We start from the raw sequence: 13442 nt of genomic DNA on the forward strand, positions 1-13442 counted from the left end.
TGGCGGATTATTGAGCCTGCTTGTCGCTCTCTTCGTCTTCCCATACACCGCGCGGCAGGCTCAGCCACTTATTATGGGATTTCATGACAACGAAGGTCTCGCTGCCTTGAATTGTTCCTGGCTCTGCCAGTCCGGGCAGCAACTCACTCGTCACCCGGTATAATTCTTCCATATCTCCCTCGAACATCACTTCGCAAAGAATGTCGTATCTGCCGGTGACGATACTGACGGAAGTGACGAAAGACAGCTCGGACATCTTTCGCGCGATTTCGTCGAGACGGCCCTGTCCGTTAGCGTGAATGCCCATCATCGCGACGACAAGCTCGGGACGCTCCGAAACGTTCACAACGCCGGAAATCTTGAAAAGCTTATTCTCGATAAGGTTTTTCAGTCGTGCCCGAATTGTGGGTGGGCTGAGCTCAAGCCGCTCGGCGATCTGGTTGGCGCCATCGCGTGCGTCGTCTGACAGAAGCTTGACGAGCTTCCGATCGATTTTGTCCAGCAATGCACGCATTTACTTAACGCCCCTCTTATTTTGTTGAGGCATAGATATTTCAAAATGACGTGCGGAGTCAACAGAAATTTTCTAATAGAAAAATATTGAGGTTGATTATTTTGGTTTTGGAAAAGTGCAAGGCCTTTCAGTTTGGCGGCTTGCCCATCCCGTTTCATGCGTTGTCGCAGCCATCGAGATGGGGAAGTGCTGATTTTTGTCTGACAAAGCGCGTGTCAGATCATCGAACGACTGAGGCCCCCGTCGATTGGCAATGCCACACCGTTGACATAGCTTGCCGCCTCGCTGGCAAGGAACGCCACAACCTCGCCGAATTCCTCCGGTGTGCCATAGCGTCCGACGGGAATTTCTCGCTGGCTCTCGGCAGCAATGACCGCTGGATCTACACCTCGCTCGGCGGCATCCAACTCGTCCAGACGGGTTGTACGCTCGGTCGCAAAACGGCCCGGCATGACGACATTGACAGTTACGCCATCTCCAGCCACTTCAGTGGCAAGCGTCTTGGCCCATCCCGCGAGGGCAGATCTTAAGGCATTGGATGCAGCCAGATTGGGAATGGGTTCCCGGATGCTTGTCGAGGATACAGCGATGATCCGACCGAAATGACGTTTCCGCATGGCTGGCAGATAGTGAGCGGCGATCTCGATTTGGCTGAGGAACATGCTTCTGATCTGCGTGTTCCAGTAGGCTTCGTCATATCGTGACGCTGCGATTGGGGCGGGGCCGCCGCCATTCAGAAGCAGGATATCGATGCTGCCAATGGCATTGTCCACATTTTCCATCATTCTGGTGACACTGGCAGCATCGGTCAGATCGCAGGTGAAAGACGTTACCGAACCAGCATGTGTGTCAAGGCGCTCCTCCGCTGCGCGCATGGCGACCTTGTCCCTACCGACGAGTGCAACATTTACGCCGCGCCTTGAAAGAGCCTCTGCAACGCCCAAGCCAAGTCCTTTGTTTCCACCCAGAAGAAGTGCAGTCTGCTTTTTGTGATTCATTTTGATACTCGAACTCTGGAACTGGTGATTGATCTGACTGCATTGACGATCACGGCGATATGTTCATCGGTAGTGCTCAAATGTACGGAGGCTCGAAGTAGTTCCGAAATCCCGCGTATCGACATGTCGTAAGGCGTGTAGCCCGTTCCGTTCATGCCGATGTTGATGCCCATATCAGCGAGATGTTGTTTTACAGGCGCGCAAGGAAAGCTATCAATTACAAAGGTGACGGCAGCGCCTTTACTGTCTCCAAGATCAAGTAAATGGACGCCCGGTATTTCACCAAGTGCCCGACGAAGAACGCTCGCTTTGTGATCCAGATCCAGTCGGATACGGTCCACACCCAAAGCGAGGCTTTGTTCTATTGCTTTCCCGAGGCCGAGTTTGAGGGCCACCGATTCCTCACCAAACTCAAAAGCCCGAGCGCTGTTTGCCACCACAACGTTTCCGGTGCTTAAGGTTGAGGACAGGTTGTCGATGCTACGCGGCACGATTTCTGCGGCAAGGCGGGGAGAAATATAGGCCAATGCCGTTCCGCGCGGCCCGCGTAGAAATTTCCGCCCGCACGCGATCAGAGCATCACAGCCTAATTCGGCAACATTGATCGGCACCTGTCCAATTGCCTGACTGGCATCGATGATAAAAAACGCTGATGAACCGGCCTCACGAATGGCGGCGCCAATCGCGGCCGCAGGATTGATCAATGCACTTCCTGCTCCAATCCAGGTAAGAGCGACAATGCGCACCTCCGATGAGAGGTTTTCAAGGAGCACAACGGGGTCCACGGCGCTCGTATCATCCGAAGCCATCAAGGAGAGCGAAGCGCCGCTCAAATCTGCGGAGCGTTGCAGGCATAAAACATTGCCAATCCATTCCTGACGGCTGACAACAATCTTGTCGCCGGCAGATAGCGGTATCGAAGCAATCAGGTTGCCATAAAGCTGGCCGTGGCTGGTTCCGAAGGCGACATCCTGTGGCGAGCAGCCCAGCAGTTGTGCTGCCGCCTGATAGGTGTTCTGGATGGCATCGGATGCAAACGCACCAGCCTCCATCGGACCGCGTTCCGCTTCGACGCGCAGATGATCAACGACCGCTTGAACCGTTTCGGCGGATGGCAGCCCCGCGCCGCTATGATTGAAATGCACGACGGACATTTGCAGGTCCCTTGATCAACGAATGTGAAAAACGGCTTCAACTTCGACTGGCACGTTGGCTGGCAGCCCCGCCACGCCAATGGCAGAACGCGCATGTTCTCCGCGTTCGCCGAAAACCGCGTTCATGACCTGCGAGGCGCCATTGCCGATCTGCGAATAGGCGGTGAACCCAGGTACGGCATTGACGAAGACCGTAAGCTTGGCCAGCCGGACGACGCGATCAAGATCGCCATCGAGTGCTGCATTCGCCCAGAATATGACATTCGCGGCGCAAAGTTTCGCGCTCTCGAGTGCGGTTTCTATATCAATATCGCGACCGACCTGACCGACATAAGCAATGTCGCTGCCCTTTTCGGGTATCTGGCCTGAAACATAGAGAAAATTATCGACTTTCGTTGTTGGCGAGAAGGGCAAATCAGGCCGGGCTAGATTGGGCCAGTCGATACCGCAAGCAGCCAATTTATCTTTATAGTGGGACATGTGATGCTCCATTTCCTGGTTTCTGGTGTGATATTGCCAAAGGCCTCGCCCCCCGTGTACCCTTATAATTATTAGTGAGGTATAAGGATTCATTATGGACGCGAGTTACGATCTCAGACTTCTCAGGATGTTCATCGCCGTTGCCGAAACGGGCGCCTTGAGTAAGGCAGCGGATCGTCTTGCGCGCACACAGGCTGCCGTCAGCATGCAATTGCATCGGATAGAAAAAGAGCTGGACAGGGAACTGTTCACGCGATCCTCGCGCGGGGTTTCTCTGACTGAGGCTGGAGAGGCCTTTCTGGCTTATGCGCGGAGGGTAATTGCACTCACGGAGGATATGCAGCGTGGATTGGTCGATAAGAAACTGGTGGGTCGTATTCGGCTGGGTCTCTTCGAAGATCTCGCTGTCACGCGTCTTCCAGGCGCGATTGCCCAGTTCCGGCAAAAGCATCCGTCGGTTGACATTGAGCTCAGTTCATCCAATTCGGCACAGCTTGCGCGATCCTTTCATGAAGGGCAAACCGACATTGTTGTCGCCGATCCCGCTCGGTTCGCTCTACCGCCGCTCAGTTTCATATCCTATCAACTGGTCTGGTGCGCAAGCCGATTGCTCGACGTGGACGAAAAGAACCCGCTTCCCGTGGTTCTTTTTGAAACATCCTGTTCGTGGCAGGACCGGATGATCGCGTCCCTTGCAGAAGCAGGCATTGCATGGACCGTTGGCTGTCGCGTGAAAAGTTTACCCGCTATGTTAACGGCTTTGCGGGGAGGATTGGGCGTTGGGGTGCTGTTTTCCGAAGCAGTCCCATCAGATTGCCAGACGATCAATGGAAGATACAACCTGCCCATAGCGCCGGTCGCCGAATTTGGCATATACACAGTCGATGCCCCTTCACCGCTCATCAGCGAACTCGCGAAATCGCTCGAGACGCTATCATAACGCCTCGCAGCTGAAAGCCCGGCGGAAGGATAACGCAATATCACGCCTGACGGCTGTCGAACTTTGCCTGGAGATGCCGGATTGTATCCATATACTCAACCGTCCAGAGATAGAGGCTCGCGAAGGGTGCCTGTAGTGAACGCCCCAGTGGGGTCAGGCATATGCTTGCAATGAAGGAATGGGGGGAAAGCTACATCGAAGAGAGGCACATCGTGTCCTAGACTAACCGCAATCATTTGATTTGGAGGACTACCAGAATACAAACATTGCGACGGCAGCTGCCGCCATCGCGACGGTCGCAATCCATCCGAACAATCTTGTTGCAAAACCTATCGTGAATTTGCCCATTTCATCGCGCCTGCTCGCTACGATCATCATGGCCGCCATTATTGGAACCGCGACGATACCGTTGACAACCGCGCTCCAAAATAATGCGGCAATAGGGTCGATGGACGAAATCGCAATCGCAACTCCCACCAGGAAAGCCAGTGCGATTACGCCGTAGAATCCAATCGCTTCCCAAGGCTTGTTCGCCAGACCGCATTTCCAACCTTGGGATTCGCCAAAGGCGTAGGCAACGGAGCCTGCAAGCACGGGTAATGACAAAAGCCCAGTTCCAATAATCCCCAAACTGAATATGAGGAAAGCAAAATCTCCTGCCAATGGCTTGAGGGCTTCGGCGACCTCGGCTGCGGAACTAACTTCGGTCTTTCCGGACGCATGCAGGGTTGCCGCTGTGCTCATGATGATTGCGATTGCCACAATATTAGAAACAGCCATGCCAGCGAAAGTATCGATACGAATACGTTTCAGTTCCTTCGTTGCTTCTGTGGGATCTCTACGAAGCGGCTGCTCATCTTTTGAATTGTCGATTTCTGCTACTTCCTGAGAGCTTTGCCAAAACAGGAGATATGGGCTTATGGTCGTTCCGAGAATGGCAACGATCATCGTGAGGCTTTCGCCTTGGAGCGGAAGGTTTGGCCAGAAAAAGCCTTTTAAAGCTGCCCACCAGTCGACATTCGCCACGAACAATACTGCGACATATGCAAGTAGAACGAGTGTAAGCCACTTGAGATAGCGAGCATATGTTTCGTAGGTTATGAAGAGCTGCAATCCGAGCGATAAAACCCCAAAAGCCAACGTGAACACGACGGGAGAGCCGTTTGTCACCAGACTGGCGGCTGCGCCCATGGCAGATAGATTGGCACCCATATTGATGGTGTTGGCGATCAGTAGCAGCGCAACAAGCGAAAGCAGCGCCCAACGGGGAATGATTTCGCACAAATTTGCAGCGAGCCCCTTACCGGTAACTCTACCAATCCGGCCGCTGACCAGTTGGATCGCCGTCATAAGTGGAAACGTAAACAACATGCTCCACAGCATGTTGTATCCGAACTGGGCACCTGCTTGCGAATAGGTTGCTATGCCGCTCGGGTCGTCATCCGCTGCGCCGGTAATGAGGCCAGGACCCAGCTGCTTGAAAAGCGCTGCGCGACGCCAGCGTGGGAGTGTTTGATTGATGTCCGAAGATGAATCATCACTTGCGTCTTTGGGCACGACCATATCCTAATCCATGGACACCATAGGAATCCTATGATTTTCGCTGGGTCGAACAATTGGCGGGCAAATTTGTTCCAATGCCGGATCGCTTGTGATGCCATGAACATGCAGGAACAAAGGCAATCGCTTGCGGTTGGGAAGAGCGGCTTTGAGCCGCTCTGACGTGACGTCTGCGGTACATGCGAGATTGAGGCATATAGGATTGAGCCACGAAGAACTGGATATAATTGCTGAGAAAGCGCGTGTTCGCTATCTAAAAGCTCGCAATCTTCTCATTCTGGAAGCAGCGATTGCGGCTCTGTTGGACACTGAAACGCCCCATGAAGCTGCCGCTATTTTGCGAGAGCAGGCTGATCTGCTGACCCGCTATCTATAACGTATCCCACAATTTGTCGTCGATTATCCGGCTGAGCGATAACTCCGATTGTCCATCTGTGTTAATTCAGCAAACCAGAATGGCTGTTCGTCCGGAATCTCTTGATAAATCCGAAGCCTATGGCAAATCCTTTCAGGCAGATAAGTCAATTTGTCGGGGCAATGTCGAATGGGCGATTTGAGACAGCTGAAGTTCGGTTTTCTCAGACAATGCGTTTTCGGTGCAGAGACGGCGTCAACCAAAATCGACTGTGGCAAACGTCGGTTGGCGAGTACAACCGCGCTCGGTCGGATTTTCTGCGCGCTCATGGTTTCTGCGACAGTTATCGGTTCGCCCTTGATGGTCAGAAATGCTGATGCACAACAGCAATCCGGGACTGGTGGGGCAGGTGGAGCTGAAGGTACGCCGCCGTCGCATTACGATGCGAAAGGCAACCCGGGTGGGCAGGGATTGGGCGCTTCCGCTACATCGGGCGGTGGCGGTGGAGGAGGAGGGGCCGGTGGCGCCGCGGGCGGTGTTCATAATGGCAATCATGCTTCCTCGACAAGTGGCGGCGCCGGTGGCGAGGGTGCAAGAAAAGCTTACGGCGGCGCTGCGGGCAGCAACGGTATTTTCGGATATTCAGGAATTTCAGCGCCCGATGTTCTCGTGGTGCACGGCTTCGATGGCGATAGCGGCAAGCCCGGCGAGGGTGGGAAAAAGGGGCAAGGCGCTTTCGCCACCGGTAATGGCGCTTCGGGCGGCGGCGGTGGTGGCGGTGGGGGTGGTGGGAACGGCGCGATCTTCACCGATTCCGTGACGACGCTTTCCGGCCAGACCTTTATCGGTGGCGCGGGCGGGGCTGGTGGCGGCGGCGGTCAGGGTGGTGATGGCGTGACGGTTTGGAACGTTTTCACAGTTACGCCCGGCGAGGGTGGCAGTGGGGGTGGCGGTGGCGGCGGTGGTGGTGGGGGTGTCGGCATTTCCACATCGTCCGACCTTACGGTCAGCAACGGCAGCACCATTATGGGCGGCAATGGTGGGGCAGGTGGTGCAGGCGGGATTTCTGGCATGCACGCCGACGAAAACACTAGTGGTAGCGTGATGGTCTGCGAGGACGATGAGGGCGAAATTGAATGTTCAAGCCCCATATCGCTCCCATCCGCTCCCTACGATACGCTGACAACAGGCGGTGGGCGCAGCGGTAATGGCGGCGGAGGCGGTGACGCTATCAGCTCCTTCGGCCAGTCTACGATCGCGATCGAAACGGGTGTTACCGTAAAAGGTGGCGATGGCGGACAGGGCGGAGCGAGCCTTCCAGGTGGCAATACAGCCTCTGATGGTGGCGATGGCGGTCGCGGTGGAAATGGTGTTACCACGACGGCAACGGCTGCTGCGGTTTCGAATGCGGGCACGATTACAGGTGGAAACGGTGGTGATGGCGGTCGCGGTGGCGGCGGTGCAGACACTGGTGGCAATGGCGGCCGTGGAGGTGATGGTGGCATTGGCGTTTCCATGGCCGCGGGGGGCACACTGACCAACAGTGCCGGTGCAAATATTACGGGCGGCAATGCAGGGGCGGGCGGAAAAGCGCCTTCGACGCCGTCGTCGCCACCTTCCTGGTGGTATAATGGCTCCAACGGACAATCTGGCGCTGCCGGTGTTGGGGTCTATTTCTCTTCGGGCGACGCAACCCTTTTTAATGCCGGAACGATTTCCGGCGGCGTCAATCAGGACGGTTCGCGTGCCGCCGCCGTGCAATTCACCGGCAGCAACAATACGCTGGTTCTGGGGGCCGGTTACGCCTTCAACGGCAAGGTCGTCGCGGATCAGAACGGCCAGAACACTTTGGTTTTTGGTGGGGCTGGTGCGGCCCAGTTCGACCTGACCGGTTTTGAAAAGAGGTTTCAAGGATTCGATGCGCTCGAAAAGCGTGATACCAGTACGTGGACTTTGACGGGATCACCCGAAACATTCAACGGTAACCTCGGCATTCATGGCGGCACGCTGGCCCTGACTTCGGGCGCGCAACTGAATGCCGAGAATGTTGTTGTAGGGTCGGCTCAGGGCGAAACGGCATCCGGGCAAGTAAGCGGCATCGGCACTAGTCTTAATGTCAGCGGAACTTTGTCGGTGACGGGCTATGGCAACGACTCACTTGGCATAGCGAATGGCGGCAGGGTGAATGTTGGCGGAGACGTCGTTGTGGGCGACACACCATCCGTTGTTGCCGGCCCAGAAAACTCATTGACTGTCAGCGGAGCAGGATCAAGCCTTCATGTCGGTGGCGCCGTCAATATCGGTGATCTGCTTTCCATCACTGAGGGCGGCGTGGTGCATGGCGGTCAATTGATGCTTGGGGCAGGCGATCCCGGCAGCAACACAGCGCGGGTCCTGGTGGACGGGGCCGGTTCGCTTCTGAATATCGCCGAAGTCAATGTGGGCTATGTCGGTAGTGGAACACTGACCGTTTCCAATGGTGCACGCATTGGCCTGGCGGCAGGTGGCAGCGTCGTGCATGTTGGACAGAACGGAGCGCAGGGCACAGTGAATATTGGCGCGGCTGCGGGCGAGACAGCGGTCGCAGCCGGAACGATCCACAGCACTGTAGTGCTCGATGGTCAGGGAACGCTCAACCTCAATCATGATACCGCTGGCTACCGCTTCGATACGACAGTGCAGGGCACTGGCACGATCAATTTTTTGGGCGGTGAAACCACAATCATTGGTCCGCGATTGGCCCAGTTCACCGGTCAGTCGACCGTTTCCAACAGCAGTGTCGTGCTGACAAGTTCGGCTGTTGTCGGAGGCACGATCACAGTCAATGCGGGCGGTGCGATCAGCGGTTCCGGCACATTGGGCAACACCACGATCAACCATGGTGGCAAGATCGCACCGAGCTTGCAATCACCGTTGACGGTTAATGGCGACTTGACGCTTCAAAGCGGTGGCACATTTGTCTATGGGCTCGGCGCCTCCAATGCGGAGAAGGCGGCGTCCATTCAGGTTAACGGCGATCTGGCGTTGAACGGCGCGACGCTGAAGGTCGATGGAAGTTCGACCAGTTCGCTGCTCGGCTATCATCGCATGATTTCCTATAGCGGCAGCCTGACGGAATCCAATGGCGGTTTGATAGTCGGCCAGACGCCGGCAACCGGTCCCATCGCTTATAATTATCGCATTCAAAACGCGCCAAACGCCGTGGACCTTCTGGTCTCAGCCAACGGCCTCAATATTCTTCAGACCTGGGGCGATACCGGCACATGGTCCGCAACAGAACAGAACTGGTACGATCCTGTCGGCGGTAATCCTTCGCTTCTTTCCCAATGGGGAAGCGGCTACGCGGTTTTCCGCGGTACTGGGGGCACGGTCACGCTGGATGGAACGCAAACAGCCGTCGGGCTCCAGTTCGCAGGCGGTGACTATACGATCACGGGTGGCGCGGCCCTCAATCTCACCGGCTATTCGGACAATGTCATAACCATAGCCGTGCCGGAATTGCGTGTGCTGGCCGGTGAAACCGCAACTATCGCATCGACGATTACAGGCAGCGACGGGCTGGAGAAAACCGGCGACGGCCTGCTTGTTCTGTCGGGTTCCAACAGCTATTCCGGTGATACGATCGTCAGTGCGGGAATATTACAAGTTTCTGCCGCGAATAATCTGGGACAGGCCACCAATGGACTGACGATCAACAATAGCACGCTGCAGACGACTGGCGCACTCTCGCTCGCCAGCTTCGTGTCATTGGGTGGTGAAGCAGCATTCGACGTGGCGTCAGGGACCCAGCTGCAACTGACCGGAAGTATTTCAGGCGCGGGTTCGCTGACCAAACAGGGCGAGGGAACATTGTTGGTCGGAAATGCGGCGAATAGCTGGTCCGGCGGTACGCTGATCGAGGCTGGCACGCTCCGTATGGCGGCCAATACACCCGGCGCGCTGCCGAACATGACCGATTATCTGATGACAGGCGGCACGCTCGACCTCAACGGCAATGCGCTCACCATGCGTTCCTTGTGGGGAAGCGGCGGCACAATCTCCATCGATAATGCGAGCCTCACCGTCAATCAGGATGAGGATACGGTTTTTGCGGGCGACATCACCGGCGCGGGCGTCAATAGCAGCCTGACCAAGGATGGAGACGGCATTCTGGTCCTGACAGGCAGTAACGGTTTTCAGGGCGAGACCAATATTCTCGGCGGCACGCTTGCGATTTATGAAGCGCAGAATATCGGCACCGGTTCGGCGAACATCCAGATCAGTGACGCGGCGCTGGCGACGCTCGGCAATATCACTCTCACGCGGGATGTGGAACTGTCCGGCACGGCCACGATCGACACATTGCTGGGAACAGCGCTCGACCTGTCGTCCGATGTCTCGGGCAGCGGAGCCTTGTACAAGGACGGGGCGGGTTCGCTCATTCTCAGTGGCGAGGCCACCCATGGTGGAGGCACGACCATTGCCAATGGTTTCCTCCAGATTGGCAATGGTGGCGCAACGGGTTCGATTGCGGGAAATATCGTCAATAATGGCGGTCTCGTATTCAACCGGCAGAACAGCTACGCCTATTCGGGGATGGTTTCGGGTGCAGGCGCGCTGATTCAGGCAGGCGTGGGCACGACGGTTCTGACCGGCGACAACAGCTATACCGGCAATACGTTCATTTCTGATGGCACATTGCAGATCGGTGACGGCGGAACGACAGGCTCCATCATCGGTGGGATTTTGAACGAAGGTGTTCTGGCAGTCGACCGCTCGGACAGTTACAGTATCGAAGGCCTTATCGTCGGAACTGGTTCGTTCGTGCAGGCCGGGTCCGGTACGACCATCCTTGCAGCCGACAACGCCTATTATGGCGGAACGACGATCGCCAATGGTGTGCTGCAACTCGGCACAGGTGGCAATTCCGGCTGGATCGAAGGCAATGTCGTGAATGATGGCGCACTTGTCTTTAACCGTTCGGATGCGGTGCTTTTCTCCGGCGATATCAGCGGTAGTGGTGGGGTAAACCAGATCGGGTCAGGCGCCACAATCCTGTCAGGTGACAACAGCTATACGGGCGGCACCTCTATCACCTTGGGTGCGCTGGTTATCGGCAATGGCGGCACAACCGGCTCCCTTATGGGCAATATCAGCAATAACGGCATTCTGGGCTTCAACCGCTCCGACACAATGACCTTTGCAGGTGCCATCAGCGGTACGGGTAGCGTGCAGCAGATCGGCACAGGCACAACCATTCTGACTGGCAGCAACACCTATACCGGTGCGACGACGATTACCGCCGGTCGTTTGCAGATCGGTGATGGGGGTACGTCCGGCTCGATCACAGGTCACGTCATCAATAACGGAACACTGGCGTTTGATCGGTCCGACACCGTGACCTTCGACGGAATGGTGTGGGGTGACGGCAAACTGGAGCAGGCGGGTAGCGGCGCTCTCGTTTTAACTGGCCGCAACCAGTATGGCGGCGGCGTCACCGTATCCTCCGGCACGCTGCAACTGGGCGATGGCGGTGAAAACGGCACTCTTGCGGCAAATGTCGAGAATAACGGGCAGTTCGTCGTTAATCGTTCGGGAACGGTTGTGCTGAAAGGCGATATTTCCGGCTCGGGTTCGTTTGAGCAAATCGGCAGCGGCGTGACGGTGCTAGCCGGCAATAACAGCTATGGCGGCGGCACGACGGTAGTGGCCGGTACGCTGGTGGTCGGACTTGGCGAAACGGGAAGCATTGCCGGTAATATCGTCAACAATGGCACGCTCGCCTTCAATCGCTCCGACAATTATGCCTTTTCGGGAGCCATTTCCGGGTCTGGCGCGTTCTGGCAAATCGGTGAAGGCACAAGTGTTCTGAGCGGTAACAACAGCTATTCAGGCGCGACGGAGGTTTATGCCGGTCGTCTTGCGGTCAACGGCTCGATTGCGTCTTCATCGCTGGTCACCGTCCATGAAGGCGGTGAACTTGGCGGAAACGGCATGGTTTCCACCACGCATATTGACGGTGGCACGCTTGCGCCCGGCAATTCCATCGGCACGCTGACGGTCAACGGCGACTTGAGCTTCACCGGCGCATCGACCTATGCCGTGGAGGTTTCTGCATCGGACGCCGACCGGGTCAATGTCACCGGTCAAGCCGATCTGGGTGGGGCGACAGTGGCAGCGACTTTCGCGCCCGATAAATATGTCATGCGTCGCTATACGATTCTGAACGCGGAAGGCGGAATTGGCGACAGCCGGTTCAGCACGGAACTGACGACGGATCTGCCTCGAAGCTTTACCTCTAACCTGAGCTACGACGCCGACAACGCCTATCTTGATCTGACCTTGAACCTGACTGGCCTCAATGTGAACCAGCGCAATGTCTCTGCGGCGCTGGTCGACTATTTCAATCGGGAAGGTCAAATTCCGCTGGCTTATGGTGGGTTGGATGCGGAAGGCCTGACAGTCACATCGGGCGAACTGGCGACCGCCGTACAACAGACAACCGTGGATGCGATGAGCCAGTTCATGACGACGCTGACCGATCCGTTGGTGGCGGGTCGAGCGACTTCAGCTACGCGCGATACGTCCGACCCGTTTATGGGACGATGGAATCTGTGGGGCGCGGGTTATGGCGCTTCGCGTTCGCTGGATGGCGACAGCATCATCGGTTCGCATGATCTGCGCAGCAAGATCAACGGTGTGGCCGTGGGTGCGGACTACCGGCTGTCACCCGACACCTTGCTCGGCTTTGCCGTGGCTGGCGGACATGGCAGTTTCAGTCTCTCCGATGGTCTGGGCAGCGGTGATTCCGATCTGTTCCAGCTTGGCCTTTATGGCCGTCAGACTGTCGGAAACGCTTATTTCAGCGCGGCGCTTGCCTATGGCTGGCAGGATATAGAGACGGAACGCGCCGTCGCATTGAATGGCGTGGATACGTTGCGGGCCGACTATAACGCCAATGCATGGTCGGGCCGTCTGGAAACTGGTTATCGTTTCGATACGCCATGGATCGGGATTACCCCCTATGCCGCTGGGCAATTCGTCAACTTCAACCTGCCGTCCTATGCCGAAAAGCTCGACGGCGGTCGGGATAGCTATGCGCTGGATTATGCATCGAAACACGAAACAGCCGGTCGCAGCGAACTGGGTTTAAGAGCGGATAAATCCTTTGTGCTCCCTGACGGGGTTCTCACCCTTGCAGGTAGGGCTGCGTGGCTGAGAAACTTCAATAACGACCGTGCCATGATGGCTGTATTTGCAGGATTGCCGGGAGCCGGTTTTGTCGTGAATGGCGCAACCATGCCCCGCGACACCGGGCTCGCCAGTGTTTCAGCGGAAATGCTCTGGAACAACGGGCTGTCATTGGGCGCTGCATTCGATGCCGAATTTTCCGGCAATAGCAGTAACTATGCCGGAAAAGGTATGCTGCGCTACCATTGGTAGCGCCGACGGTCAGGAAGGT

8 protein-coding genes are annotated in these 13442 nt (G+C 56.4%); 3 read left to right on the top strand and 5 right to left on the bottom strand.

What is annotated here, in order from left to right:
* Positions 1-7: 7 nt before the first annotated feature.
* From WIX40_RS17900 to WIX40_RS17915, 4 genes are all read right to left on the bottom strand, one after another.
* Positions 8-514, bottom strand: a complete 507-nt coding sequence (locus WIX40_RS17900; protein WP_339441171.1) for an Lrp/AsnC family transcriptional regulator — start codon at positions 512-514, stop codon at positions 8-10.
* Between the two features lie 215 nt (positions 515-729).
* Positions 730-1512, bottom strand: coding sequence for an SDR family oxidoreductase (locus WIX40_RS17905; RefSeq protein WP_339441172.1), 783 nt, complete (start codon positions 1510-1512; stop codon positions 730-732).
* Positions 1509-2666, bottom strand: a complete 1158-nt coding sequence (locus WIX40_RS17910; protein ID WP_339441174.1) for an aminotransferase class V-fold PLP-dependent enzyme — start codon at positions 2664-2666, stop codon at positions 1509-1511. Before WIX40_RS17910 ends, WIX40_RS17905 begins: the two co-directional genes overlap by 4 nt.
* Positions 2667-2681: 15 nt before the next feature.
* On the bottom strand, positions 2682-3146 hold the full coding sequence (locus tag WIX40_RS17915; protein ID WP_171317715.1) for a RidA family protein: 465 nt from the start codon (positions 3144-3146) through the stop codon (positions 2682-2684).
* Between the two features lie 94 nt (positions 3147-3240).
* Here WIX40_RS17915 and WIX40_RS17920 point away from each other — a divergent pair, with 94 nt between their 5' ends.
* Positions 3241-4086, top strand: a complete 846-nt coding sequence (locus WIX40_RS17920; RefSeq protein ID WP_339441176.1) for a LysR family transcriptional regulator — start codon at positions 3241-3243, stop codon at positions 4084-4086.
* A 249-nt stretch (positions 4087-4335) separates the two neighbouring features.
* Here WIX40_RS17920 and WIX40_RS17925 read toward each other — a convergent pair whose 3' ends face one another.
* On the bottom strand, positions 4336-5649 hold the full coding sequence (locus tag WIX40_RS17925) for an Nramp family divalent metal transporter (RefSeq protein WP_339441178.1): 1314 nt from the start codon (positions 5647-5649) through the stop codon (positions 4336-4338).
* 199 nt (positions 5650-5848) lie between these two features.
* Between WIX40_RS17925 and WIX40_RS17930 the strand changes: the two genes are divergently transcribed.
* Together WIX40_RS17930 and WIX40_RS17935 are read left to right on the top strand one after the other, a co-directional pair.
* On the top strand, positions 5849-6022 hold the full coding sequence (locus tag WIX40_RS17930) for a hypothetical protein (RefSeq protein ID WP_167836062.1): 174 nt from the start codon (positions 5849-5851) through the stop codon (positions 6020-6022).
* A 264-nt stretch (positions 6023-6286) separates the two neighbouring features.
* Positions 6287-13423, top strand: coding sequence for an autotransporter-associated beta strand repeat-containing protein (locus tag WIX40_RS17935; RefSeq protein ID WP_339441179.1), 7137 nt, complete (start codon positions 6287-6289; stop codon positions 13421-13423).
* Positions 13424-13442: the final 19 nt, after the last annotated feature.

The organism is Ochrobactrum teleogrylli (assembly GCF_037482325.1).
GTDB lineage: Bacteria > Pseudomonadota > Alphaproteobacteria > Rhizobiales > Rhizobiaceae > Brucella > Brucella teleogrylli.

Bases quoted from the DNA above. Each gene is read 5' to 3' on its own strand.
- WIX40_RS17900 (WP_339441171.1), bottom strand. From the start codon at position 514: ATGCGTGCATTGCTGGACAAAATCGATCGGAAGCTCGTCAAGCTTCTG.
- WIX40_RS17905 (WP_339441172.1), bottom strand. From the start codon at position 1,512: ATGAATCACAAAAAGCAGACTGCACTTCTTCTGGGTGGAAACAAAGGA.
- WIX40_RS17910 (WP_339441174.1), bottom strand. From the start codon at position 2,666: ATGTCCGTCGTGCATTTCAATCATAGCGGCGCGGGGCTGCCATCCGCC.
- WIX40_RS17915 (WP_171317715.1), bottom strand. From the start codon at position 3,146: ATGTCCCACTATAAAGATAAATTGGCTGCTTGCGGTATCGACTGGCCC.
- WIX40_RS17920 (WP_339441176.1), top strand. From the start codon at position 3,241: ATGGACGCGAGTTACGATCTCAGACTTCTCAGGATGTTCATCGCCGTT.
- WIX40_RS17925 (WP_339441178.1), bottom strand. From the start codon at position 5,649: ATGGTCGTGCCCAAAGACGCAAGTGATGATTCATCTTCGGACATCAAT.